Here is a 24,508-nt window from a genome sequence, read left to right as displayed (position 1 = left end):
TGACCCGATGCTCATCGCTGCCGCTGTCTTCGCCGTGCTCGCCGCCCTGCTCCACGTCGTCTTCTTCCTCTACGAGTCGGTGCTCTTCGAGCGACCTGAGGTGCACGCACGCTTCCTGACGCGCACGCAGGACGTGCCGGCGGTCAAGCCGTGGGCGTACAACCAAGGCTTCTACAACCTGTTCCTGGCGGTCGGCACCCTGGTGGGGGTCGGGCTGGCGCTCGCCGGGTCGCAGGACGTCGGGTTGGCGCTGGTCCTGTTCGGCTGCGGCTCGATGCTCGCCGCGGCTGCCGTCCTGATCTCCGCGGACCGCCGCATGGTCCGGGCAGCGGCGACGCAGGGCCTCTTCCCGGTGCTCGCCATCGCGCTCGCGGTGGTCCAGCTCACCGTCTGAGACGTGCACGACCGGTCGTTCACCCCTGCGCGTCGCGCACCGGGGTCGTGTCCTGGGCTACCACCGTCGACACCTCGTGCATGACGCGTTCCAACGGCCCGCGGCCCAGGAACCGGGCCCATGCCCAGCACGCGGCAGTCGTGACGCCCAGGAATGCGAGCCAGCTGAGCACGGTGGGCTGGAAGACGACGTCGTCGCCGACGATCGCGATGACGACGATGTGCACGGTGTAGGCCGTGAGGGCGAGGCTGCCGACCGCGGCGACAGGGGACACCGCGCGCGGCCAGCGGTCGGCGGCGGCCAGCGAGCCCACGAGCACGAGGAACGCGACGCCGGTGTTGCCCGCCAGCTCGAAGGTGGTGGACGCATGCGGGGCGCTGCTGGTGAGCTCGGGCGGCCAGGAGGTCGCCCGCTGCGCGAGCCAGGCGCCGCCGTGCCCGAGCAGGACCAGCCCGAGCCCGACGAGAACCCCGACGTGCCGCAGCCGCGGGGACCGCAGGTCGCTGCGGCCCACGGCAAGGCCGGTCAGCAGGTAGGACATCCAGATCAGGGCCGGGTAGTGGGGGCCGACGAAGAGGCCGGGGATGCTGTTCTGCTCCACGGGGTCGTCGACGAGCCACTGGACGAGCGGCGGTCCGAGCACCGCGAAGGCGACGGACGCGGCCAGGAGCGCCCGCCGCGTCCAGCCGAGGACGACGCTTCCGGCGACGAAGAGGACCGCGTACGTCGGCAGGATCACGACCACCGGAGTACCCAGCGCCACCAGGACGAGGCCCAGGAAGAGCACGAGGAAGGCTCGTGCGACGACGCGGATGCGCGCGTTCGTCATCGCACCGCCGCTGACCGGTGACGCACCGCCGGAGAGCAGGGCGAGCGAGATGCCGGCGAGCACGACGAACAGAGCCGACGGCCGGCCGTCCGCGAGCTGGGCGAACCCGCCCGGAGGCACCGGACCGTGGTCGTCGGGTCCCACGTGTGCGGTCATCATCCCGAGCACGGCGATGCCCCGCGCCACGTCGATGCCCACGATCCGCCGCATCCGTGGATCGTAAGGCAGGGCCATGTCTCGCATATCGAAACGGTTCGTTCCGATTGTTGAAATGGAACCCTCGCGGATGATTAGAGTTCTGTGTGAACTCCCCGGCGCACCCCGACGTCTACACCCACGGACACCATGAGTCCGTGCTGCGCTCCCACCGTTGGCGCACCGCGGAGAACTCGGCCGCGTACCTGCTGCCCGCGCTCGTGCCGGGCTCCCGGCTCCTCGACGTGGGGTGCGGTCCGGGTTCCGTGACGATCGATCTGGCCACCCGGCTCGGCAACGGCTCGGCCGTCGGTGTGGACGCATCGACGGCTGTCGTCGAGATCGCGCAGAAAGCGGCCGCCGACGCTGGTGCGTCGAACGTGACGTTCCAGGTCGCCGACGCCTACGAGCTCCCCTTCGAGGACGACTCGTTCGACGTCGTGCACGCTCACCAGGTGCTGCAGCACCTGACCGATCCCGTCGCCGCGCTGCGGGAGATGCGACGCGTCGCCCGCCCCGGCGGGATCGTCGCGGTCCGGGACGCGGACTACGCCGGCATGACGTGGTACCCGCACTCGGCGGGCCTCGACGAGTGGCTGGCCCTGTACCACGAGGTCACGCAGGCCAACGGAGCGGAGGCCAACGCGGGGCGTCGCCTGCTGGCATGGGTCCGGGAGGCAGGGTTCGCCCCCGACGACATCGTGCCCAGCGCCGGGGTCTGGTGCTACGCCACCCCCGAGGACCGCACCTGGTGGGCCGGGTTGTGGGCGGACCGGTCGGTCGCGTCCAACTTCGCCGCGCAGGCGATCGCGCACGGGCTGGCCGACGAGGTGGGCCTGGAGCTGCTCGCCGACGCGTGGCGCGAGTGGGGCGAGCAGCCCGAAGGCTGGTTCGCGGTGCTGCACGGCGAGATCCTCGCGCGCGCCTGACCCACGGGCTCGGTCGGCGGCGGAACCGTCAGGCGCGACGTCGGCGGGACACGGTCACGGCCGCCGCGCCAAGCAGGATCGCGGCCGCTGCGAGGAGGCCGATCCGCGGGTCACTGCCGGTCACGGCCAGACCTTCCACGGCGACCGAGGCGGTGCTGGCTGCGGTCGTCGCAGGCGTGCCGTCGACGGTGAGCCCGCGTGCCCATGCCGTCTGCGAGACGCTGCCGACGGGGACGTCCTCGCCGGTCACCGTCCTCGTGGACGGGTCGTCGCACACGTGCGTCGTACCCGCGGGCAGGTCGAAGGTGCCGCACGCGGGCACGCTCCCGGTCGACGTCTCGATGGTGACGTCGTGCAGGTCGGACACGGGGTCGCCCACCACCTCGTAGCCCCAGTGCACCGTCTCGCCCACGTCGGCCAGACCGTCGCCGTCGGTGTCGTCGAGCGTCGGCTGCGTCGTGATCGACCCGACGGGGGAGGCGAGCCCGACGGGCGCAGCAGACTCGATCGAGGTCAGTGGGCGGCCGTCGACGAGGCCGTGTGCCGTCGCCGCGAACGAGTAGAGCAGTGGCTGACCTGCTGGGGTCGCCGCGATGACGTCCTGCAGGTCGCGAGCCGTCACCAGGTGCGTGCCGGTGCACACCGTCGAGTCGTCGGGGGGCAGAACGCTCTTCGGGCAGGTCGCGGGCGCGTCCAGCGACGGGTCGGAGATGTCCAGCGTGCTGACGGTCCGGTTCCCGGTGTTGTAGACGACGTACTCGAACGGGATCGCGTCGCCGATGGCATAGCTCCCGCTCCGGGCCCCGCCGCTCGGGACCTGCTTCACCAGCGTGAGCTCGTCGAGCGGGTCGATCGTGTCCACGTGCACGTTGCGGACAAGGTGGACGTCCGAGGACCCACCGGTCGAGGCGCCGAAGCCGAACTTGTACGTCGGCGGGGCGGCCTCGGGCATCGTCGCGCGCAGGACCTCGACGTAACCGGACCCGAAGTCGACCGAGACGACGACCTCCGGCCCGACGGTGCTGCCCGCCGGCTGCGGCGCGATCGAGACCATCACGCGTCGCTGCATCTCATCCGCGGTGCCGGCCTCCGGGGCGAGCGTGGACCCGCTCCGCAACGACTGTCCGGGCAGCGGGGAGGCGCTGAGCAGGCAGTACCCCTGCACCCAGTCGACCCGCGGATACGTGGCGCCGTCGGTCCAGGCAGGCTGCACTCCCTGCTGCCCGGGCCCGCGCAGAGCGACCACGTCCGGCGTGCGCCCAGTAGTCGCCGAGACGTACGGGGCCGTGCAGCCTCGTCCGCGCATCTCCTCGTCGTTGCCGTAGTTCCCGTACGCGTCGAGGCCCACGCCCAGGTACCCGGCCGCGACGCCCGGCTCGATCCGGCGGGTCAGAGGGTCGCTGCCCGCACCACGTTGCGCGTAGCCGAGCGACCCGCCGAATGCTCCGGTGTCGTCCAGGCCGAACGTGCCGTCGGAGAGGAAGAACGAGATGCCGTCGGCGCCGTCCCTGCCGCCGTACTGCACCTGGTCGAAGGTCACGACGAGGCCCGCCGACGCCGGCAGCGGGTAGTCGTAGAGCAGTGAGCCGGCGACACCACCCCAGCTGGTGCCCGTCGACGCGCTCGTGAGCTGCAACCACCCCGGAGCCGCGCCCTGGGGCGGGGCCGGGTTGTCGACCGGGTCGACCGGCGTGGTGCAGGAGTGCTCGGACCCCGGCGCCGCGGCGGTCAGGCAGGCCTCGCCGACGAAGGCGTAGCCGGACGGCGCGTCGGCGGAGTCGAAGGTCCAGTCGATGAGCGAGGTCCCACCATCCGCTGCGGCCGGGGCGGCGGTGGCCACGCCGGCGACGAGCAGAGCGACGGCGAGTGCCACGGAACCGAGGCGGTTCGTCGCGGACGTCCGGGGTCGTCGAAGGGGCCGCCGTGCCGTGAGAGTCCTCATGACCGTGCTCGCCTGTCTCTTCGGTGGGTCCGCTCCGGGTCGGGGAGCATCGGTGGTGCTGGCACCTGCGTCTATCGGCCGGCGCACAGGTCTGATGAGGGCCGATGCCGTGGCGGGTCGCGCGGGCGCCCCGTCCGGCGTGCCCTACCGGTCGATTAGGCTGAGATGTGCGCATCGCGAGGTTCACCACCGGGCAAGATCCCCGCTACGCCGTGGTCGAGGGGGCGGCAGGCGACGAGGAGCTCGTGGTCATCACCGGTGACCCGCTCTACACGCCGGTGCAGCCCACGGGCGAGCAGATCCGGCTCGACGACGACAGCGTCCGCCTGCTGGCCCCGGTCATCCCGCGGTCCAAGATCGTCGGCGTCGGTCGCAACTACGCCGAGCACGCCGCGGAGCACGGCCACGAGGTCCCCGCCGCGCCGCTGCTGTTCCTGAAGCCCAACACCTCCGTCATCGGTCCCGACGACCCGATCGTCCTTCCGGACTGGACCGAGCACGTCGAGCACGAGGCCGAGCTGGCGATCGTCATCGGCAAGGTGACCAAGGACGTCCCTGCCGAGCGTGCCCTGGACCACGTCTTCGGCTTCACCGTCGCCAACGACGTGACGGCACGCGACGTGCAGCGCGCCGACTCCCAGTGGGCCCGCGCGAAGGGCTTCGACGGCTCCTGCCCGATCGGCCCGTGGATCGTGCCCGGACTCGACGTCGACGACCTGTACGTGCGAGCGCGGGTCAACGGTGAGCTCAAGCAGGACGGCCGCACGTCGCAGATGGTCTTCGACGCCGCCTACCTCGTGGCGTACGTGTCCGAGGTGTTCACGCTCCTGCCCGGCGACATCATCCTCACGGGTACCCCTGCCGGAGTCAGCCCGATCGTCGACCGCGACGTCGTCGAGGTCGAGGTGGAGGAGATCGGGACGTTGCGCAACCCGGTCCTGCGCCGCAACTGACGCTCTGCGGCTGCCGCGAGCTGCTCGTCGGGCACGGCGAGCGCCCGTCGGCGTGCCCCGGAGCGCGCCCGACGCCAGAGCACCTGGGCGGCCCCACTAGCCTGGAGCCGTGACTTCCCCCGCCGTGCGTGTCCGCTTCTGCCCGTCGCCCACCGGAACGCCTCACGTCGGGCTCATCCGGACGGCGTTGTTCAACTGGGCGTACGCCCGCCACACCGGTGGCACGTTCGTGTTCCGCATCGAGGACACCGACGCCGCCCGCGACTCGCAGGAGTCGTACCTGCAGCTGCTCGACGCGCTGCGCTGGCTGGGCCTGGACTGGGACGAGGGTGTCGAGGTCGGCGGGCCGCACGAGCCGTACCGGCAGTCGCAGCGTTCCGACCTGTACACGGACGTCGTGCGACGTCTGGTCGAGGGTGGCTACGCGTACGAGTCGTACTCGACCGCCGAGGAGATCGAGGCGCGACACCGGGCGGCGGGCCGCGACCCGAAGCTCGGCTACGACGGCGCCGACCGCGACCTGACCGACGAGCAGAAGGCGTCGTTCCGGGCCGAGGGGCGCGAGCCCACGCTGCGCCTGCGGATGCCGGATGACGACATCACGTTCACGGACCTGGTCCGCGGCGAGATCACGTTCCAGCCGGGCTCGGTGCCGGACTTCGTCATCGTGCGCGCCAACGGTCAGCCGCTCTACACGCTGGTCAACCCGGTGGACGACGCCCTGATGGGCATCACGCACGTGCTGCGCGGTGAGGACCTGCTCTCCTCGACGCCTCGCCAGATCGCGCTGTACCGCGCGCTGCTGGAGCTCGAGGTCGCGACGGTCATGCCGGTGTTCGGGCACCTGCCGTCGGTGCTGGGCGAGGGCAACAAGAAGCTGTCCAAGCGCGAGCCCGAGGCCAACCTGTTCCTGCACCGGGACCGCGGCTTCACGCCCGAGGGCCTGCTCAACTACCTGGCGCTGCTCGGCTGGTCCATCGGCCCGGACCGCGACATCTTCACCATGGCGGAGATGACGGACGCCTTCGACGTCGCGGACGTGAACCCCAACCCGGCACGCTTCGACCAGAAGAAGGCCGAGGCCATCAACTCGGCTCACATCCGGTTGCTCGACCCGGAGGACTTCCGCGACCGCCTGGTGCCCTACCTGCACCGCGCCGGCATCGTTCCTGCGGACTCCTACGCCGACCTCGAACCGGCGCACCGCGCCCTTCTCGATGCGGGAGCCCCGCTGATCCAGGAGCGCATCACGCTGCTGGGCGAGGCCGAGGGCATGCTCGGGTTCCTGTTCGTGGCCGACGACGCCCTGGAGATCGCCGACGACGCGCGCGCGGCGTTGCGCGAGGAGACTCCCGCGGTGCTCGACGCGTCGCTCGCGGCCCTGTCGGCGCTGCCCGCGGACGGGTTCACGACCGAGGCGACGCAGGCCGCGCTGCAGGCGGCGCTGGTCGAGGAGACCGGCCTCGGCCTCAAACCGAGGTTCGCGTTCACGCCTCTGCGCGTGGCGCTGAGCGGGCGACGCATCTCGCCGCCGCTGTTCGAGTCGATGGAGATCCTGGGCCGGGACGCCACGCTGGCGCGCCTGGAGACGCTACGAGAGGCGGTCCGATGACGACGATCCGGATTTCTGACGAGGTCACCGACGCGATCAACCACGGGGAGCCCGTGCTGGCTCTCGAGTCGACGATCTTCACGCACGGGCTGCCTCGACCGCGCAACCTCGACGTGGCGCTCGAGGCGGAGGCCGGGCTCCGGGCCCAGGGCGTCGTGCCGGCGACGATCGGCGTCTACCACGGGGTCCCGACCGTCGGGCTCAGCGTTCCCGAGATCTCGGAGCTGGCGTACACCGACGGCGTCGACAAGGTGTCGCTGCGGGACCTTCCGGTGGCGATCGCCCTCGGCCTGCACGGTGGCACGACGGTTGCCGCGACCGCCTTCCTGGCCCACCACGCCGGCATCCGCGTGTTCTCGACCGGTGGCCTCGGCGGCGTCCACCACGGGGCGTCGGAGTCGTTCGACGAGTCGGCCGACATGACGGTCCTGGCGGCCACCCCGGTCCTGGTCATCAGCGCCGGCGTGAAGTCGATCCTCGACGTGGCGGCGACGCTCGAGCGGTTCGAGACGCTCAACATCCCCGTGCTCGGCTACGGCACCACCCGCTACCCGGGCTTCTACGTCGCCGACTCGGGCCACTCGATCGCGTACTCGGTGGACACGCCGCAGCAGGTGGCCTCGGTCATCGAGGCGCGTGACGCGCTCGGCCTGCCGCAGGCGATCCTGCTGGCCAACCCGGTCGCGCAGGACAAGCAGCTGCCCCCCGAGGAGCTCGACGCGATCCTCGACCGGGCGTGGTCGCAGGCGGCGGCGCAGGGCGTCACCGGCAACGCGACCACGCCGTTCCTGCTCGACTTCATCCAGCGCGACACCGGTGGCCGCAGCCTCGAGGTGAACGTCGAGGTCTACCGCGGAAACGTGGCCCTCGGTGCCCAGGTCGCGACGGCCCTGACCCGACCCGCGGGCTGAGCGGTGGTCCTGGGGGTCACGGGCGACCTCGTCGAGGACATCGTCGTCTGGCTGGCCGAGCCGCTGCGGCACGGCACCGACGCTCGAGCGCAGGTGTTCCGGACGCCAGGGGGGAGCGGGGCGAACGTCGCCCGGTTCGCCGCGGACCTGGTGCCGACGAGGTTCCTGGGGTGTGTCGGTCCGGACCGGCCGGGCGACGCGCTCATCGACGCGCTGTCTGCTGCCGGTGTGGAGGTACAGGTCCAGCGCACCGGCCGGACCGGCACCGTCGTTCTGCTCATCGACGAGTCCGGTGAGCGAACGATGTTCCCGGACCGGGCGGCGTCCTCGATGCTCGAGCGGATCCCGCCCGGATGGCTCGACGGCCTCGATCTGCTCCACGTCCCCGGCTACTCGTTCGAAGGTGGTCCCACGGCGGACGCTGTCATCGACGCGATCGGCCGTGCACGCCTGCGGGACATCCTCGTGTCGGTCGACGCATCCTCGACGGGAATGCTGACGCACTACGGCGTCGACGCGTTCCGTGACCTGCTTGCGGAGCTGGGGGCGGACATCCTGCTGGCGAACGCGGCCGAGGCGGAGCTGCTGGGGCTCGGGTTCTCGCACCGGACCACCGTCGTCGTGAAGTCCGGTCCCGACCCGACCGTCGTGCACCTGCCCGACGGGTCCTCCTTCGAGGTGCCGGTGCCGCCGGTCGCGGACGTCCGTGACCTCACGGGTGCCGGTGACGCCTTCGCGGCGGGGTTCCTCGCGGCCTACATCGGGAGCCGTGACCTGCGGTCGGCCTGCGTCGCCGGGCACAGGCGAGCGGCCCGGGTGCTCTCCTCACCCGGAGCGACCACCGAAGGTCCGTGAGGGTGCCGCGCGCCGCCCGGACGCTTTCTCGACGCAGTGCTCGCACCACCTAGCCTTGCCCGGTGAGCCTGCACCCCGTCGACGGCATCCTGTTCGACATCGACGACACCCTGGTGGACACCCGGGGCGCGTTCGGCACGGCGCTGTCGGCCATCGCCCGGCGCTACCTGCCCGACGTGACGCCCGACCGGGACGCCGACCTGGTGACCTTCTGGCGGGCCGACGTCAACGAGCACTTCGCGCGGTACACGCGCGGGGAGATCGGGCAGGTCGAGCAGCGGATGTCGCGGGCCAACGAGCTGCACGAGGAGTTCGGTGGCCCGGTCCTGGACGACGACGGCTTCGTCGCGTGGGACCACGTGTTCGACACGACCTTCCGAGAGGCCTGGAACGCGCACGAGGACGTCGACGACGTCCTCGAGCGCCTGCTGGACGCCGGCCTGCACGTCGGCGCCCTGACCAACGCCGCGCTCGCCTACCAGAGCGACAAGCTCCGGCGTACAGGCCTCGCCGACCGCGTCCCGTTGCTCGTGGGCGTCGACACGCTCGGGTTCGGCAAGCCCGACCCACGCGTGTTCGTCGAGGCATGCCGTCTGCTGGGAACCGACCCCGCGCGCACGGTGTACGTCGGCGACGAGCTCGACGTCGATGCGCGTGCCGCCGTCGACGCCGGGCTGCTCGGCATCTGGCTGGACAGGCCAGGAGCGCGACGGCTGCAGGTCGAGCCCGAGGACGTCGAGGCCGCGAGGCGGGCCGGCGTCCAGGTCATCGGGTCGCTCTCCGTGCTGCCGGACCTTCTCGGCGTGGCGTAGCAGCGGGAAGCAGCGCGGCACACGGCCTACCGCAGACGGGCCCGGTAGCACTCCGTGCGGTACGGCATCTCCACCACGTCGCGACCTCGCAGGTCGGGGTGGGTCGCGGCAAGCTCGTCGATCGCGTCGAGCAGCCCGTCACGCTCGTCGTCGGGAAGCAGGAGCAGGTGGCTGCGACTGGCGGCCAGCGTGCGCAGGTCGGCGGGGTGCATCGGCCGCATCCAGCGGAACGTCGCGTGCTCGGGCTCCGTGAACAGGTCGCCGAGCGCGGGTTCGCCGTAGCGGAGCGTGTCTGTGAGCGAGTCCCCGCGATGCACGATCTCCGTCCAGCGACCCACCCAGTCGACGGTGTCGTCGCGAACGTTCCAGATCGGTGCCACCTGCCCACCGGGCCGAAGCACGCGGGCGATCTCGGTCGCGGCAGCAGGTGGGTCCACCCAGTGCCAGGCCTGCGCGACGGTCACGGCGTCGACGCACGCGTCGGGCAGGTCCAGGTGCTCGGCGGTCCCCGGGAAAGCCTCGACGTCGGGCAGCAGCGCGCTCAGCTGCGCCCGCATCTCGTCCGACGGCTCCACGGCGACCACGTGCAACCCGAGCGCGACCAGCGGCTGCGTCAGCTTTCCGGTACCTGCGGCGAGGTCGAGCACGTCGCGGGCGTCCGGCGGGACGGCCCAGCGGACGGCCTCGTCGGGGTAGCCGGGCCGTGCGGCCGCATAGGCGCCCGCTCCCCGGTCGAACGAGGCGGCCCGTGCCCCCACATCGTCAGTGCTCATGCGCTCAAGCCTGCGGCAGTGGGTCCAGGACGTCGAGCGCTGCCTGGTGGAGCCTGCCGTTGGACACCAGGGCCGAGCCGCCGAACGGGCCCGGAACACCACGGATCGACGTGAACAGACCGCCGGCCTCCGTCACGATGGGAACCAGCGCGGCCATGTCGTGCAGTGCCAGCTCCGGTTCCGCAGCCAGGTCCACGGCGCCCTCCGCGACGAGCACGTGCGACCAGAAGTCGCCGTACGCGCGGGTCCGCCAGGTCCGCCGCGTGAGGTCGAGGAACGGGTCCAGCAGGCCACGCTCCTCCCACCCCGACAGGCTCGAGTAGGACAGCGAAGCGTCCGAGAGGCGGTCCACGGCGGACACCCTCAGGCGGCTCGCCGCGGCCAGCGACTTCCCCGTCCAGGCGCCGGAACCCTGTGCGGCCCACCAGCGCTTGCCCAGGGCTGGTGCGCTGACCAGGCCGAGCACCACCTGGTCCCCGTCGAGAAGCCCGATCAGGGTTGCCCACACGGGCACGCCGCGCACGAAGTTCTTGGTCCCGTCGATCGGGTCGACCACCCACCGCCGAGGCCCGTGGCCGGTGTCACCCATCTCCTCACCGTGCACGGCATCGCGAGGGCGCGCGCGAGACAGTTGGCCGCGGATGACCTCCTCGGCCGTCTTGTCGGCATCCGAGACGGGCGTGAGGTCGGGCTTGGTCTCCACGCGGAGGTCGAGGGCCTTGAACCGGGCCATCGTGATGGAGTCCACCTGGTCGGCGATGACGTGGGCCAGGCGCAGGTCATCGTCGTACCCCGGGCGGATGCTCATGCCCGACACGGTATCGGCTGCACCAACCCCACACGTCAGGGGCGCGCGGACTCCCGCTGCTCGGGTTCGCCGGTGCCCAGGCGGCTCGCCAGCAAGCGGCGGAACGACTCGACGCGTGCGGCCCGGGCAGACGTCGTGACCTCGTCGGTCGAGTCCTGCACCCAGTCGTCGAGCGCGCAGTCGGGGGCGTCGTCGGCGTGGGTGCAGCCGCGTGGGCACTCCTCGGACACGGCAGCCAGGTCCCCGAACGCGCCCAGCAGGTGCTGCGGGTCCACGTGCGCGAGCCCGAACGACCGGACGCCCGGGGTGTCGATCACCCACGTCGGCTCACGGGTGCCGGGTACCCGCAGCGCGACGGCGCTGCTCGACGTGTGCCGACCCCGGCCGGTCACGTCGTTCACGACGCCGACCGCACGTCCCGTGCCGGGAACCAGGGCGTTCACGAGCGTGGACTTGCCCACGCCCGAATGGCCGACGAGCACCGACGTGCGGCCGTCGAGGGCCTCGCGGACCGCGTCCAGCCCGTCGATCACGCGCCCGTCGCCACGACTGCTCACCACCACCTGCACGCCGATCGGCGCGTACATGTCGACGAGCGTCGCGGGATCGGCCAGGTCGGCCTTGGTCAGGGCGAGCAGGGCATCCATGCGCGCGTCGTAGGCGGCCGCGACGCAGCGGTCGATCATGCGGGTGCGCGGCTCGGGGTCGGCGAGGGCGGTCACGATCACGAGCTGGTCGGCGTTGGCGACGATGATCCGCTCGACCGGGTCGGTGTCGTCCGCGGTGCGGCGCAGGACCGTCCGACGCTCACCGATCCGGACGATCCGGGACAGCGACCCCTCGTCACCCGAGGTGTCGCCGACGATGTCGACGCGGTCTCCCGGCACGACGCGCTCGCGGCCCAGCTCCCGGGCCTTCATCGCGATCGCGACGCGTTCGTCGGGCCCGTCCGGGTCGACGAGGATGGCGTACCGGCCGCGGTCCACCGCAGTGACCAGGGCGATCTCGGCGTCCGCGTGCTCGGGGCGCTGCTTGGTGCGTGGGCGCGAACCTCGACCGGGACGGATGCGGACGTCCCGCTCGTCGTAGCGACGTGCCCCCGGTTGAGGCATCAGGCGGGCGTCCGGGTCCCCAGCAGCATGTCCGACCAGAGACCCACGAAGTCGGGCAGCGTCTTCGCGGTCGTCGCGACGTCCTCGACCTCGATGCCCGGTACCCGCAGGCCGACCAGCGCGCCCGCGGTCGCCATCCGGTGGTCCTCGTACGTGCGCCAGACGGCACCGGTCAGGGGCCGGGGAGTGATCACGAGGCCGTCCGACGTCTGCTCGGCCTGCCCGCCGACGCGCGTGATCTCGGCGGCGAGGGCCGCCAGGCGGTCGGTCTCGTGCCCGCGCAGGTGCGCGATGCCGCGCAGGCGGGTGGGGGAGTCGGCCAGCGTGGCCAGCGCGGCGATCGTGGGTGCGATCTCGCCCGCGGCGTGCAGGTCCAGGTCGACCCCGTGGATCGCGCCGGTCCCGGTCACGGTGAGCACGTCCGCGTCGAGGCTCGTCGTCGCGCCCATCCGCTCGAGGATGCCCGGCAGCAGGCCGCCCGGCTGTGTCGTCTGGGAGGGCCAGCCCGGCACGCTGACCGACCCACCGGCCACCATCGCTGCGCACAGGAACGGCGCCGCGTTGGACAGGTCCGGCTCGACCCGCACGTCCCGACCCCCGATGGGGCCCGGCGCGACCTGCCAGATGGCGGGCCGCGAGTCGTCGACCTCGACGCCGGCCTCGCGCAGCAGGGCGACGGTCATCTCGATGTGCGGGAGGCTCGGCAGCGTCCGGCCCGTGTGCCGCAGCGTCAGGCCTCGTTCGAACCGGGCGGCCGCGAGCAGGAGCCCGGAGACGAACTGGCTGGACTCGGACGCGTCGATGTCCACCTGGCCACCCGCGACCCCGCCGCGTCCGTGCACCGTGAAGGGCAGGTGGCCTGGCTCGCCGTGCTCGTCGACCCGGACACCCAGGGTGCGCAGGGCTGTCAGCACCGGACCCATCGGCCGGGCCAGCGCCGACGTGTCGCCGTCGAACCGCACCGGACCGTCCGCGAGCGCTGCGACGGCGGGCAGGAAGCGCATGACGGTGCCGGCGAGGCCGCAGTGGATCGTCGCGCCACCGGTCAGCGCGCCAGGGCTCACCGACCAGTCGCTGCCGTTCTCCTCGACGACCGTGCCCAGCGCGCCCAGCGCAGCGGCCATCAGCCGCGTGTCCCGCGACCTGAGTGCGCCACGCAACCGCCCCGGCGCGTCGGCCAGCGCGGCCAGAACGAGGTAGCGGTTGGTCAGCGACTTCGAACCGGGAACCTCGACGAGCGCGTCGAGCGGCCCCGTGATGACCGGCGCCGACCACAGGTCGGCGGAGGGTGCGGTTGTCATGTCGTCCAGGTTAGTGGGCCTCTGACCGCTCCTGGCGCGCACGGTGCACCCGCCAGCTGATGCCTGGCCGGCCCTCGTAGTCGGCCGCCGCGAGGACGGCGCCCGCGGTGAACGCCAGCGATCGGACCAGCCGCTCGCGGCGGGCCCTGCGCTCCAGCTTGCTCTCGGTGCCCCGCTTGCGCGGGAGGTTCACCAGGATCAGGGGCGCCGTCAGGACGGCCAGCGCGAAGGCGGCGATCCTCGGGGCCTTGTTGGCGGAGAGCAGCACGCCGGCCGCCGCGAGCGCTGCACCGTGCACCTGCACGACGGTGGTGAGCTGACGGTCCGAGAGCTCGTAGCCGACCACCTCGCCGGCCGGTCCTCGACTGACCTGCGCGGGAAGGCGATCGAGCAGTGTCGTCAGCGCACCACGGGCCTCCGCGGCGTGCGCGGCCGGATGCCGCACGACGTCGAGACCCTCGGAGACGAACCACGAGGCGAACAGGGGACGGGCGACGCGACGCAGCAGCACGGGAGGTCTCCTTAGAGGGCCCCGCCCGCGGCGGTCGGTGCGTCGGCGGACACGCCGCCGTCACCGATCTGCTCGCGGGCGACGTAGTTCTCGAGGTCGAACAGGTTGTCACCGGCTCGGGTGGCGACCGTCAGCAGCGTCGTCGCGGAGGCGACCTCCTCGACCTGCTCCTTGAGGAACCAGAGGAGGAACTGCTCGCCCAGCGCGTCGTTCTCGGCCCGCGCCGCCCGGAAGATCGCTTCGATCTGCTCGGTCACCTGCTGCTCCTGCACCAGGGCCAGGGCGATCGGCTCCACCACGTCGGCGAACTGGTTGCGCACCGCGCTGCCGGCGGGGATCTCGACGTCCAGGTCCCGGTCGAGGAGGTAGCGCACGATCATCAGCGCGTGGTTGCGCTCCTCGAGGGCCTGGCGGTAGTAGTGCCGCGCCAGCTGAGGCAGGTCCTGGCCGTCGAACCAGACGGCGATCGCGACGTACTGCTGGTGGGCGTCGAACTCGTGGCCGATCTGCTCGCGCAGGAGCCGCAGGTAGGTGGAGTCCTCCGAGATGGTCGTCATGCCCGCCACGCTAGTGCGCGCTGGGCACGTTGGCGACGCGGTTGCGCAGGTGGGGCGGGGTGGGGAATGGCGCGCGGGCATGCGCCGTTGTGCCTGCCATGACCTGTGCCGCGCTCGAGACGCGCCCCTCGACGCCTACCCCGACCGGTTGGGACCTCGCAGTGCCCGAAGACACCAAGCTCGCCGCTGTGGCGTGGCCCACCCCGGCCGGTGGCCCGGCGTCTGCGGGTCTAGGCTCGTCCGCGATGAGCGAGGACACCCACCGCGCGCCCGAGGCCGAGGACGACGCGGCACGCACCGAGCGGTTCGAAGCTGAGGCGCTGGTCTACCTGGACCAGCTCTACGGTGCTGCCCTGCGCATGACGCGCAACCCTGCGGACGCCGAGGACCTGGTCCAGGAGACGTTCGCGAAGGCGTTCGCCGCGTTCCACCAGTACCGGCCGGGGACCAACCTCAAGGCGTGGCTGTACCGGATCCTGACCAACACGTACATCAACTCCTACCGCAAGAAGCAGCGCGAGCCGCAGCAGTCGCGTTCGGAGGAGATCGAGGACTGGCAGCTGGCGCGCGCGGAGTCGCACACGTCGGCGGGCCTCCGCTCCGCCGAGGCCGAGGCGCTGGACCACCTGCCGGACTCCGACGTGAAGGACGCGTTGCAGCGCATCCCCGAGGAGTTCCGCATCGCCGTGTACCTGGCTGACGTCGAGGGCTTTGCATACAAGGAGATCGCGGAGATCATGGGAACGCCGATCGGGACAGTGATGTCCCGGCTGCACCGCGGGCGAGCCCAGCTCCGTGAGCTGCTGTCGGACTATGCGCGTGGGCGCGGTCTCGTGGCCGCGACCCCCACCACGCCGGAGGTCTTGTGATGGACGAGTGGGACGGGACGGCACCGACGCCGCCTCACGTGGTGGACGGCCCGTGCGGGAACAACTGCAACGACGCGCTGGAGCGGCTCTGGGAGTACCTGGACGCCGAGCTCGACGCCCCTGACTCGGACGTCGTGCGCGCTCACCTGGCCGAGTGCCAGGGCTGCCTCGAGGAGTACGACGTCGAGGTCGTCGTGAAGAACCTCGTGCGCCGCGGCTGCAAGGAGACCGCACCGGACACCTTGCGGGTGCGGATCCACGAGCAGCTGACCGTCATGCGGGTGACCACGACGCTCGAGTGAGCGCGTCGTGACGGCATGAAGAAGGCCCGGTGCGTATGCACCGGGCCTTTCTCGTACCGTCAGGCGTTGGGACGGTTGCCGTGGTTCGCGGCGCTGCCCTTGCGGGAACGGCGCTTGCGGCCTCGCTTGCTCATGGGAACTTCCTTCGTCGAAGAAATGCTGGGTGGTCGGCACAGTGATCTGAAAACCTGATGCGGGCGCCGGACTCGTTCCATGGTCCCACATCCCGCGGGTGCTCAAGTCACGGGCCTCGCTGGTCGATGACTACAGGGTGAGCCAGCCGACACTTTCTGTGATCCCGTTCCTGCACGCCCTCGCGAGCACGGGCGGCTCCGACCTGCACTGCAAGGTCGGCTCCGCTCCGCGCGTCCGGGTGGATGGTCGTCTGCGCAAGCTCCAGGTGCCGGACCTCAAGCCGGCGGACACCGAGCGCATGCTCGAGGAGGTCATCCCGGACGACCTCGTGGACCACTTCCGCACCAACCACGAGGCGGACTTCGCGTACTCGATCCCCGGTGTCGGCCGGTTCCGTGTCAACGCGTACCAGGCCCGCGGCACCTACGGCATGGTGTTCCGTCGCGTCGCGGTGGGTGCGCAGTCGCTGGGCGACCTGGCACTGCCCGAGGTGGTCGGGCAGCTGGCGCTCGAGCCGCGTGGGCTCGTGCTGGTGACCGGGCCGACCGGCTCCGGCAAGACGACGACGCTCGCGTCGATGGTCGATCTCATCAACACGTACAAAGAGGTCAACATCGTCACGATCGAGGACCCGATCGAGATCCTGCACCACGACAAGAAGGCGATCGTCTCGCAGCGCGAGGTCCGCCAGGACACGGCCGACTTCACCGTGGCGCTGCGCGCCGCGATGCGGCAGGACCCCGATGTGATCCTCGTCGGTGAGATGCGAGATGTGGAGACCGTCCGGGCCGCTCTGTCCGCAGCCGAGACCGGTCACCTGGTCCTGTCCACGCTGCACACCATCGACGCGGCAGAGACGATCAACCGCATCATCGACTTCTTCCCGCCGCACGAGCAGAAGCAGGTCCGGATCGCGCTCGCCCAGGCGCTGCGGGGGATCGTGTCCCAGCGTCTGGTCCGGCTGGCCGACGGCGCCGGTCGGCGGCCGGCGATCGAGGTCATGGTCAACACCGGCCGTACGCGCGACGCGATCCTCGAGCCGGCTGACGCGCCGCCGCTGATCGACCTGATCCGCGATGGTGACTTCTACAAGATGCAGACGTTCGACCAGCACCTGTTCCAGCTGGTCCGCGACGACGTCATCACGTTCGACGAAGCGCTGTCGGCGTCGACGAGCCCGCACGACCTCACCGTGGAGTTGCGTCAGGCCGGTCTGGTCGCCTGACCGCACGGCCCAAGAAGCCCGGGACCTCGACGGAGGTCCCGGGCTTCTTCGTGCGCGCGCCGGTCTGACCCCCCGGGGAGGCCGGGCTTGCCAACGCCGGAGACGCGATATAACGTGTTTGCAGGAACGAGATATATCGCGAATGGAGAAACGTCATGGCAACCGAGTCGTGGGTCGTCGCCGGTCCGCAGATCATCGAGATCGAAGCGGTCAGCGCCCTGCAGGTGCAGCTGGTGGGGGGACGCGTCGACGTCGTCGCGCACGACGGGCCAGGGGCACGGATCGAGGTGCACGCGGTCGACGGGCGACCCTTGGAGATCACGCTCTCGGACGGCGAGCTGCGCGTCGGGTACCAGTTCACGCTCGGCGGCTGGGAGGGCTTCCTCGAGAAGTTCCGCAACTTCGGCGGCAAGGACCGTGCCGACGTGCACATCGCCGTTCCGCGCGAGGTGCGGGCCAGGCTCGGCACCGTGAGCGCCGACGGGCTGCTCGCCGGGATCGTCGAGGACGCCTCGGTGTCCACGGTCTCCGGCACGCTGATCACCGACGGCACGCGCGGCCGGCTCGGCGCCAAGACGGTCTCGGGAGAGATCGTCGTACGGGACCACCGCGGCGACCTGCGGCTCAACTCTGTGTCGGGCGAGCTCGCTGCATCCGGGGAGCTGAGCCTCGTCCAGGCCAACTCCGTCTCAGGCTCGCTGACGTTGGACGTCCACTCCGGCACCTCCAGCGTCACGGCGTCGACCGTGTCCGGCGACGTCACGGTCCGGCTGCCCTCCGGCAAGGGTGTGCAGGTCAAGGCGAAGTCCGTCTCCGGGCGCCTCGTCGTGGACGGTGAGGAGTACAAAGGCTCGTCACCCGGCCAACGCAAGGTCGATCTGCGCAGCGGGGACGGCGCGTGCTTCGTCTCGGCGAGCACCGTGTCCGGGCACGTGACCGTTCTGCGAGGCTCCGGCGCAGCCGACGGGGTGGCCTGATGATGGCGCCGGTCTTTGCCCACGGGCAGCTGCGGCTCTACCTGCTGTCCCTGCTGGAGTCCGGACCCAAGCACGGGTACGAGCTGATCACCGACCTGTCAGACCGGTTCGGTGGCACCTACCGACCCAGTCCCGGCACGGTCTACCCACGGCTCGCCCGGCTCGAGGAGGAGGGACTTGTCGTGCGCGTCGACGAGGAGCGCAAGAGCACGTACGCCCTCACCGCCGCGGGTCGTGCGGAGCTCGAGGCTCGTCGTGGAGACCTGGCCTCGCTCGAGGAGGGGATCGCCGAGTCCGTGCGCGAGCGCGCCGCGGAGGTCCGGGACGACGTGCGGGGCTCGATGCGCGGACTGCGCGCCGACCTTGCGGCGGCCGCCCAGCGCGCGCGGGCCGAGGCGGTGCCGCACACCGGCTCGACGTCGACGGACACGCGCACGGCGTCGCATGTGCGGTGGGCCGACGCGGAGGTCATGCTGCAGCGGTTCCGCGACGAGATCCGGGCCGACCTGCGCAAGGCGGACGCACAGGGCAAGGTCGAGCAGCTGACGGTCGAGACGTTGCGGACCGTGCTCGACACCGCCTTGACGGCCGTGCGAGGAACGCTGCGGTGAGGCACCCGTGACCCTGTGGGACCGCTGGCGCTCAGGCCCAGTCTTCGGGCAGCCCCAGCCAGGAGTGCCACCCCGTGTGCAGCACCAACCAGGCCATGAGCCCGTAGCCGGCCTGACCGGGGAGCGTGCCGTTCCCGGCTGCGAGATCGCCGAGCCACTGCTCGTGCGAGGCGAGCGGGGTGAACGTGTCGACGAACGGCACGCGACGCCTGGTGGCGACGTCCGCGAACGCGGCTGACAGGTCTCCGAGCTTCTCGGCGTCAGCCGTGCTGCCGGGGGGCGGACCGACCACGAACGCGGGGATCCGGCGCTGTTCGGCGACGTCGAGGATGTTCGCGAGGTTGAGGCGGCTGCGGGCCAGCGACAGTCCCGCGGACACGTCGGCCCGGCCCAGCGCGACGACCAGACGGTTGTCGGCCTCGGGGGAGAAGCGGCGGCTCACCTCGTCGTCCCAGCGAGCGCCGAGGCCCGTGCTCGTCTCCCCGGGTACCGCCAGCGCCATCGCGATCAACGGGTCGGGGGTCGGGGTGCGGGCGGCCACGCGCCCCAGCCAGCCGAGTCCCTTCGGGTCGCCCGCGCCGGCCACGAGCTCGTCGCCGACCACCGCCAACCTCAGCGGCAGCTCGCCCACGTGTGTCACCTCTCGTCGCCCAGCGGTTGCGCGGTCGTCACCCGACGGCCGCGCCCTCAGTGTCTCAGGGGTCCCGGGCAACGACCGGTTCATCACCGGGCCTGTCGCGCGGCCGAATCGCGCCGGATCGCCCGCGCGGGCGCGGCGGAAGGCCCGGCGGCGTTCGCACCGTGAGGCGTCAGGGTCGCCGTGGCAGGACTAGTACTGAACGTTGACTTTCTGCCACGGGGCTCGTCATGCTGGGGCCATGCTCCGATCCGTGGCCGCCATCGTCCTGCCCAACGTCGCGCCGTTCGAGCTCGGCGTGGCCTGCGAGGTCTTCGGCATCGACCGCGCGGACACGGGTGGACCGACGTTCGACTTCGTCGTGTGCGGTCCGCGGCCGGGGATGGTCACCACCAAGGGTGGGCTCTACTCGATCAACGTCGAGCACGGTCTGGAGGCCACCGAGGACGTCGACCTCGTGATCCTGCCCGCATACGGTGAGCTCGACGGGGTGCCGGACAGCGTGCTCGAGGCCGTACGGGCCGCCCACGCCAGGGGTGCCTGGGTGCTGAGCATCTGCAGCGGCGCGTTCGCGCTCGGAGCGGCCGGGCTCCTTGACGGACGCCGGTGCACCACCCACTGGATGCACAGCGCCCACCTGCAGGAGCGGTTCCCCGCCGCGCGCGTCGACCCGGCGGTCCTCTACGTCGACGACGACCGGGTGATCACGAGTGCCGGCACCGCTGCGGGCATCGACGCCTGCCTGCACCTCATCCGTCGCGAGCTGGGTGCGGCGGCCGCAACGGCCGTCGCGCGCAGGATGGTCGTGCCGCCGCACCGCGACGGTGGCCAGGCGCAGTTCGTCGACACCCCGCTGCCGTGCGATGCGGACACGCTCGCACCGCTGCTCGCCTGGATGGTCGAGAACCTCGAGACGGACCTCACCGTCCCGGACCTCGCCGCTCGGGCCTTCGTCTCGGAACGCACGTTCGCCCGCCGGTTCCGCGCGGAGACGGGAACCACGCCCGCCGCATGGGTCACCCGCCAGCGGGTCGTCCGTGCCCAGGAGATGCTCGAGCGCTCGGACGCGAGCATCGAGGAGATCGCGCGACTGTGCGGCTTCGGCACGGCGGCGGTCCTTCGCCACCACTTCGCCCGCACGCTGGGCACGAGCCCGCAGGCCTACCGACGCACCTTCGCGCTGAGCCCGGTGCGGTGAGCACGACGAAGGCCGCGCCCGGAGGGGCGCGGCCTTCGTCGAGCGGTGGTCAGCGTCGGAACGCGGTCTCCACCAGGGTGGCCTGCTGGGCCTGGTGCTTCTTGGCCGATCCCGCGGCCGGTGACGCCGACTCCTTGCGCGAGATGACACGCAGGGTGCGACCGAGCAGCTGGGGCAGGTGCATGGACAGGAACGTCCAGGGCCCCTGGTTGCCGGGCTCGTCCTGCACCCAGACCAGCTCGGCGTTCTCGAAGGGAGCGATCGCAGCCTGGGCGGCCGCGGCGTCGAGCGGGTACAGCTGCTCGAACCGGACGATCGCGGTGCGCTCGTCGCCCGACTTCACGCGCTCCGCGAGAAGGTCCCAGTAGACCTTGCCCGAGCACAGCAGCACGCGGTCGACCTGGCCGGCCTTCGCGGCGGCGAGGTCGTCGCCGATCACGGTCCGGAACGTCCCGGACGTGAAGTCCTCGATGGCCGACGCGCCGGCCTTCAGCCGCAGCATCGACTTCGGCGTGAAGACGACCAGCGGCTTGCGCGGGCGGTCGTACGCCTGACGGCGCAGCAGGTGGAAGTGCGACGCGGGGGTCGACGGCTGCGCGATGACCATGTTGTCCTCGGCGGCGAGCTGCAGGAACCGCTCGATGCGAGCCGAGGAGTGGTCGGGTCCCTGACCCTCGTACCCGTGCGGCAGCAGCAGCACGACCGACGAGCTCTGCGCCCACTTCTGCTCGGCCGACGAGATGAACTCGTCGATGATCGTCTGAGCGCCGTTCACGAAGTCACCGAACTGGGCCTCCCAGAGGACCAGCGCGTCGGGACGCTCCACCGAGTAGCCGTACTCGAAGCCGAGGCACGCGTACTCCGACAGCGACGAGTCGTAGACCCAGAACTTGGCCTGGTCGGCCGACAGGTACAGCAACGGCGTCCACTCGGCGCCCGTCTCGCGGTCGTGCATGACCGCGTGACGCTGCACGAAGGTCCCTCGACGCGAGTCCTGTCCGGCGAGCCGGACGGGGGTGCCCTCCAGGAGGAGCGACCCGAAGGCGAGCAGCTCCCCGAACCCCCAGTCGATCCCGCCCTCACGGGCCATCTGCTCGCGCTTGGAGAGCAGCTGGGCGAGCTTCGGGTGGACCGTGAAGCCCTCGGGCGGACGCACGTGCGCCCGACCGATGCGCTCCAACGTCCCGGCGTCGACCGCGGTCTTCCACCCGACCATCACACCGGCGTCCTCGAGCTGCGACTCCGGACGCTCCAGGCCCTTGACCGCCTCGGCGGGCGGCGCGTAGCCGTCGTCCCGCGTCTCGGCGAACACGCGCTCGAGCTGGTTCTGGTAGTCCTGCAGCGCCTGCTCCGCGTCGGAGATCGTGAGGTCTCCGCGAGCGACCAGCGTCTCGGTGTAGAGCTTGCGCACCGAGCGCTTGGCCTCGATCAGGTTGTACATGAGCGGCTGCGTCATCGACGGGTCGTCGCCCTCGTTGTGACCGCGGCGGCGGTAGCAGACCATGTCGATGATGACGTCGCGGTCGAACTGCTCGCGGTACTCGAACGCGAGCTCGGCGATCCGGACACACGCCTCGGGGTCGTCGCCGTTCACGTGGAAGACCGGCACCTGCAGGCCCTTGGCCACGTCGGTCGCGTACTGCGAGGAGCGCGACGACGACGGACCGGTGGTGAAGCCCACCTGGTTGTTGATGATCACGTGGATCGTGCCGCCGGTGCGGTATCCGCGCAGCTGCGCCAGGTTCAGCGTCTCGAACACGACACCCTGCCCCGCGAACGCGGCGTCGCCGTGGATGAGGATCGGCAGCACCGAGAAGCCGTCGCCACCGAGGTCGATGCGGTCCTGCTTGGCGCGGACGATCCCTTCGAGCACCGGGTTCACGGCCTCGAGGTGCGACGGGTTGGCGGCGAGGTAGACCGACGTCGTCGCGCCGGACTCGGCGGTGAACGTGCCCTCCGTGCCCAGGTGGTACTTCACGTCGCCCGAGCCCTGGACCGACTTGGGGTCCTGGTTGCCCTCGAACTCACGGAAGATCTGGCCGTAGGACTTGCCGGCGATGTTGGCCAGGATGTTCAGGCGGCCGCGGTGGGCCATGCCGATGCCGACCTCGTCGAGACCGTTGTTCGCGGCCTTCGACAAGATCGCGTCCAGGAGCGCGATCACGGACTCGCCGCCTTCGAGCGAGAACCGCTTCTGGCCGACGTACTTGGTCTGCAGGAACGTCTCGAACGCCTCGGCGGCGTTGAGCCGGCGAAGGATGCGCAGCTGGTCCTCGCGGGGCGTGCGGCTGTACCCGGACTCGAGCCGCTCCTGCAGCCAGCGGCGCTGCCGCGGGTCCTGCAGGTGCATGTACTCGATGCCCACGGTCCGGCAGTACGAGTCGCGCAGCAGGCCGAGCACGTCGCGGAGCTTGGCCCGCGGCTTCCCGGTGAACCCGCCCGTCGGGAACGTGCGGTCGAGGTCCCACAGGGTCAGGCCGTGCGTCTGCACGTCCAGGTCGGGGTGCTTGCGCTGCCGGTAGGCCAGCGGGTCGGTGTCGGCCATGAGGTGGCCGCGCGAGCGGTAGGCGTGGATCAGCTCCGCGATGCGGGCGGGCTTGATCGCCTCCCCGTCGGGGTCGTTCGACTCGCGGACCCAGCGCACGGGCTCGTACGGGACGCGCAGCGCGGCGAACACGCGGTCGTAGAACCCGTCCTCGCCCAGCAGCTTGCGGCCAATGATCCGCAGGAAGTCGCCGGACTGGGCTCCCTGGATGATGCGGTGGTCGTACGTCGAGGTGAGCGTCAGGACCTTGGACACGCCGATCTTGTTCAGCGCCTCCTCGGACGTGCCGGCGAACTCCGCCGGGTAGTCCATCGCGCCGACGCCGACGATGGTGCCCTGACCCTGCATCAGGCGGGGGACCGAGTGGACCGTGCCGATGGTGCCCGGATTGGTCAGCGAGATCGTCGTGCCGGCGAAGTCGTCGACGGTCAGCTTGTTCGCGCGGGCACGGCGCACCACGTCCTCGTACGCGGTCCAGAAGCCGGCGAAGTCGAGGGTCTCGGACTTCTTGATCGACGGGACGAGCAGCTGGCGGGTGCCGTCGGGCTTCGCAAGGTCGATCGCGATGCCCACGTTCACGTGCGCGGGCGTCAGGATGCTCGGCTTGTCGTCGGCCAGCGTGTAGGAGGCGTTCATCGCCGGCATCTCGGCCAGCGCCTCGACCATCGCGTAGCCGATGAGGTGCGTGAAGGAGATCTTCCCGCCGCGTCCCCGGGCCAGGTGGTTGTTGATGACGATCCGGTTGTCGACCATCAGCTTCGCGGGAACGGCCCGCACGGAGGTCGCGGTCGGGACCTCGAGCGACGCCTCCATGTTGGTGACGACGCGAGCGGCGGGCCCCCGCAGCTTCTGGATGTCGTCAGCGGCCTCGGTGACGGTCCCGTCCTCCTGCTGGGCGCGCTGGGCGACCTGCGCGTACGGAGCCGTCGACGGCTGGGCGGTGGCGATCGGGGAGGTCGTCGTCGGCGGCTCGACGAACGGGGCGGGTGCGGCGTGGGCGCCCTGCGGTCGCGACGGCGGGATGGGCGCCGGCGCCACGAGCGGGGTCGACTGGGCCGTGGCAGGTGCCCGAACCTCCGGGGCGGCGGAGCCAGCTGTGCCGTTGGCGGCACCTGGACGCGCGGGAGAGCCGTTCGTCGTCGGCGAGGTGGACGCGCCGTTCGTGGTGGCCTCGTCGGGCTTGTAGCCCTCGAAGAAGTCCCACCACGCGGGGTCGACCGCGTTCTTGTCCTTCAGGTACTGCTCGTACAGCTCGTCGACGAGCCACTCGTTCGCACCGAAGACGGCGCGCGCTGAGTCCGGATCGGCCTTCTGGGTCACGCTGGGATCGCCCACTTCCGCTGCGGTCTGAGACCGCGACTCTGCTGGTTTCAGGTGCTACTTCTGTTGATGACAACACTACGGCCTGGAGGCCCCCCGGCCTGCCTCAGGACCCCTCTGGGGACCGGATCCACACCCGTCTTCACCTCGCTGACACAGCCGGGTCAACGCGGGGCAACGAGGCAGTTCGGGGGA

Annotated in this window: 24 protein-coding genes; 13 read left to right on the top strand and 11 right to left on the bottom strand. The window is 71.3% G+C overall.

Annotated features, from left to right (window positions below; all coding sequences use genetic code 11):
- The first annotated feature begins 7 nt into the window (after positions 1 to 7).
- The gene (locus tag N553_RS0117940; protein ID WP_028047677.1) at positions 8 to 394 is read left to right on the top strand and encodes a DUF1304 domain-containing protein; all 387 of its coding nucleotides are present in this window, start codon (positions 8 to 10) and stop codon (positions 392 to 394) included.
- Between the two features lie 19 nt (positions 395 to 413).
- Here the strand turns inward: N553_RS0117940 and N553_RS23520 are convergent, their stop codons facing one another.
- Positions 414 to 1,433 carry a DUF418 domain-containing protein gene (locus N553_RS23520; RefSeq protein WP_051640330.1) on the bottom strand — a complete coding sequence of 340 codons (1,020 nt, stop codon included), beginning with the start codon at positions 1,431 to 1,433 and terminating at the stop codon, positions 414 to 416.
- A 92-nt stretch (positions 1,434 to 1,525) separates the two neighbouring features.
- Here N553_RS23520 and N553_RS0117930 point away from each other — a divergent pair, with 92 nt between their 5' ends.
- Positions 1,526 to 2,347: a methyltransferase domain-containing protein gene (locus N553_RS0117930; RefSeq protein WP_028047676.1), complete on the top strand. Its 822-nt coding sequence runs from the start codon at positions 1,526 to 1,528 to the stop codon at positions 2,345 to 2,347.
- Between the two features lie 28 nt (positions 2,348 to 2,375).
- Here N553_RS0117930 and N553_RS0117925 read toward each other — a convergent pair whose 3' ends face one another.
- On the bottom strand, positions 2,376 to 4,220 hold the full coding sequence (locus N553_RS0117925; protein WP_028047675.1) for a hypothetical protein: 1,845 nt from the start codon (positions 4,218 to 4,220) through the stop codon (positions 2,376 to 2,378).
- Positions 4,221 to 4,456: 236 nt separating this feature from the next.
- Here N553_RS0117925 and N553_RS0117920 point away from each other — a divergent pair, with 236 nt between their 5' ends.
- The 5 genes from N553_RS0117920 (at position 4,457) to N553_RS23515 (ending at position 9,432) form a co-directional block, all read left to right on the top strand.
- Positions 4,457 to 5,242: a fumarylacetoacetate hydrolase family protein gene (locus tag N553_RS0117920; protein ID WP_028047674.1), complete on the top strand. Its 786-nt coding sequence runs from the start codon at positions 4,457 to 4,459 to the stop codon at positions 5,240 to 5,242.
- Between the two features lie 109 nt (positions 5,243 to 5,351).
- Positions 5,352 to 6,854 (top strand): glutamate--tRNA ligase, encoded by a 1,503-nt coding sequence (gltX, locus tag N553_RS0117915; protein ID WP_028047673.1) that lies wholly within the window; start codon positions 5,352 to 5,354, stop codon positions 6,852 to 6,854.
- The gene (locus N553_RS0117910; RefSeq protein WP_028047672.1) at positions 6,851 to 7,765 is read left to right on the top strand and encodes a pseudouridine-5'-phosphate glycosidase; all 915 of its coding nucleotides are present in this window, start codon (positions 6,851 to 6,853) and stop codon (positions 7,763 to 7,765) included. Before gltX ends, N553_RS0117910 begins: the two co-directional genes overlap by 4 nt.
- A gap of 3 nt (positions 7,766 to 7,768) precedes the next feature.
- Positions 7,769 to 8,620, top strand: a complete 852-nt coding sequence (locus N553_RS0117905; RefSeq protein ID WP_028047671.1) for a carbohydrate kinase family protein — start codon at positions 7,769 to 7,771, stop codon at positions 8,618 to 8,620.
- Between the two features lie 62 nt (positions 8,621 to 8,682).
- Positions 8,683 to 9,432 (top strand): HAD family hydrolase, encoded by a 750-nt coding sequence (locus N553_RS23515; RefSeq protein WP_034623287.1) that lies wholly within the window; start codon positions 8,683 to 8,685, stop codon positions 9,430 to 9,432.
- 26 nt (positions 9,433 to 9,458) lie between these two features.
- On the opposite strand, the gene N553_RS0117895 is transcribed toward N553_RS23515, so the two are convergent.
- From N553_RS0117895 to N553_RS0117870, 6 genes are read right to left on the bottom strand one after another with little or no spacing between them, the layout of a single operon-like run.
- Entirely contained in the window at positions 9,459 to 10,205 is a 747-nt protein-coding gene (locus N553_RS0117895; RefSeq protein ID WP_028047670.1) for a class I SAM-dependent methyltransferase, read from the bottom strand.
- Between the two features lie 4 nt (positions 10,206 to 10,209).
- Positions 10,210 to 11,013, bottom strand: a complete 804-nt coding sequence (gene hisN / locus N553_RS0117890; RefSeq protein ID WP_028047669.1) for a histidinol-phosphatase — start codon at positions 11,011 to 11,013, stop codon at positions 10,210 to 10,212.
- Between the two features lie 35 nt (positions 11,014 to 11,048).
- Positions 11,049 to 12,125 (bottom strand): ribosome small subunit-dependent GTPase A, encoded by a 1,077-nt coding sequence (rsgA, locus tag N553_RS0117885; RefSeq protein WP_028047668.1) that lies wholly within the window; start codon positions 12,123 to 12,125, stop codon positions 11,049 to 11,051.
- Positions 12,125 to 13,426, bottom strand: a complete 1,302-nt coding sequence (gene aroA, locus N553_RS0117880) for a 3-phosphoshikimate 1-carboxyvinyltransferase (protein ID WP_028047667.1) — start codon at positions 13,424 to 13,426, stop codon at positions 12,125 to 12,127. Before aroA ends, rsgA begins: the two co-directional genes overlap by 1 nt.
- A gap of 10 nt (positions 13,427 to 13,436) precedes the next feature.
- Complete coding sequence (locus N553_RS0117875; protein WP_028047666.1) at positions 13,437 to 13,937, bottom strand: hypothetical protein; 501 nt, start codon at positions 13,935 to 13,937, stop codon at positions 13,437 to 13,439.
- An 11-nt stretch (positions 13,938 to 13,948) separates the two neighbouring features.
- The gene (locus tag N553_RS0117870) at positions 13,949 to 14,494 is read right to left on the bottom strand and encodes a ferritin (RefSeq protein WP_028047665.1); all 546 of its coding nucleotides are present in this window, start codon (positions 14,492 to 14,494) and stop codon (positions 13,949 to 13,951) included.
- A gap of 98 nt (positions 14,495 to 14,592) precedes the next feature.
- On the opposite strand from N553_RS0117870, the gene N553_RS23510 reads away from it, so the two are divergent.
- Both N553_RS23510 and rsrA read left to right on the top strand, forming a co-directional pair.
- Positions 14,593 to 15,363 (top strand): sigma-70 family RNA polymerase sigma factor, encoded by a 771-nt coding sequence (locus N553_RS23510; RefSeq protein ID WP_034623284.1) that lies wholly within the window; start codon positions 14,593 to 14,595, stop codon positions 15,361 to 15,363.
- Positions 15,363 to 15,665, top strand: coding sequence for a mycothiol system anti-sigma-R factor (gene rsrA, locus N553_RS0117860; RefSeq protein ID WP_028047664.1), 303 nt, complete (start codon positions 15,363 to 15,365; stop codon positions 15,663 to 15,665). The genes N553_RS23510 and rsrA overlap by 1 nt, the downstream gene beginning before the upstream one ends.
- 59 nt (positions 15,666 to 15,724) lie before the next feature.
- On the opposite strand, the gene N553_RS25945 is transcribed toward rsrA, so the two are convergent.
- Positions 15,725 to 15,799 (bottom strand): 50S ribosomal protein bL37, encoded by a 75-nt coding sequence (locus tag N553_RS25945; protein ID WP_155859599.1) that lies wholly within the window; start codon positions 15,797 to 15,799, stop codon positions 15,725 to 15,727.
- A gap of 137 nt (positions 15,800 to 15,936) precedes the next feature.
- Here N553_RS25945 and N553_RS0117855 point away from each other — a divergent pair, with 137 nt between their 5' ends.
- The 3 genes from N553_RS0117855 to N553_RS0117845 all read left to right on the top strand — a co-directional run bounded on the left by N553_RS0117855 (position 15,937) and on the right by N553_RS0117845 (position 18,613).
- Positions 15,937 to 17,025, top strand: a complete 1,089-nt coding sequence (locus tag N553_RS0117855; RefSeq protein ID WP_028047663.1) for a type IV pilus twitching motility protein PilT — start codon at positions 15,937 to 15,939, stop codon at positions 17,023 to 17,025.
- Between the two features lie 155 nt (positions 17,026 to 17,180).
- Positions 17,181 to 18,002, top strand: coding sequence for a DUF4097 family beta strand repeat-containing protein (locus N553_RS0117850; RefSeq protein ID WP_028047662.1), 822 nt, complete (start codon positions 17,181 to 17,183; stop codon positions 18,000 to 18,002).
- Positions 18,002 to 18,613, top strand: coding sequence for a PadR family transcriptional regulator (locus N553_RS0117845; protein ID WP_369796723.1), 612 nt, complete (start codon positions 18,002 to 18,004; stop codon positions 18,611 to 18,613). The genes N553_RS0117850 and N553_RS0117845 overlap by 1 nt, the downstream gene beginning before the upstream one ends.
- Before the next feature lie 31 nt (positions 18,614 to 18,644).
- Here the strand turns inward: N553_RS0117845 and N553_RS0117840 are convergent, their stop codons facing one another.
- On the bottom strand, positions 18,645 to 19,244 hold the full coding sequence (locus N553_RS0117840) for a GDSL-type esterase/lipase family protein (RefSeq protein ID WP_028047660.1): 600 nt from the start codon (positions 19,242 to 19,244) through the stop codon (positions 18,645 to 18,647).
- 247 nt (positions 19,245 to 19,491) lie between these two features.
- Here N553_RS0117840 and N553_RS0117835 point away from each other — a divergent pair, with 247 nt between their 5' ends.
- Positions 19,492 to 20,448, top strand: coding sequence for a GlxA family transcriptional regulator (locus N553_RS0117835; RefSeq protein ID WP_028047659.1), 957 nt, complete (start codon positions 19,492 to 19,494; stop codon positions 20,446 to 20,448).
- A 49-nt stretch (positions 20,449 to 20,497) separates the two neighbouring features.
- On the opposite strand, the gene N553_RS0117830 is transcribed toward N553_RS0117835, so the two are convergent.
- The gene (locus tag N553_RS0117830; RefSeq protein WP_028047658.1) at positions 20,498 to 24,313 is read right to left on the bottom strand and encodes a multifunctional oxoglutarate decarboxylase/oxoglutarate dehydrogenase thiamine pyrophosphate-binding subunit/dihydrolipoyllysine-residue succinyltransferase subunit; all 3,816 of its coding nucleotides are present in this window, start codon (positions 24,311 to 24,313) and stop codon (positions 20,498 to 20,500) included.
- Positions 24,314 to 24,508 lie beyond the last annotated feature (195 nt).

Origin of the sequence: Cellulomonas sp. URHE0023, from assembly GCF_000688475.1 — a bacterium.
In the GTDB taxonomy this organism is placed as follows: domain Bacteria; phylum Actinomycetota; class Actinomycetes; order Actinomycetales; family Cellulomonadaceae; genus Cellulomonas.
Note: the sequence above shows the minus strand (reverse complement) of the source record. Positions and strands in the feature narration are given on the sequence as shown.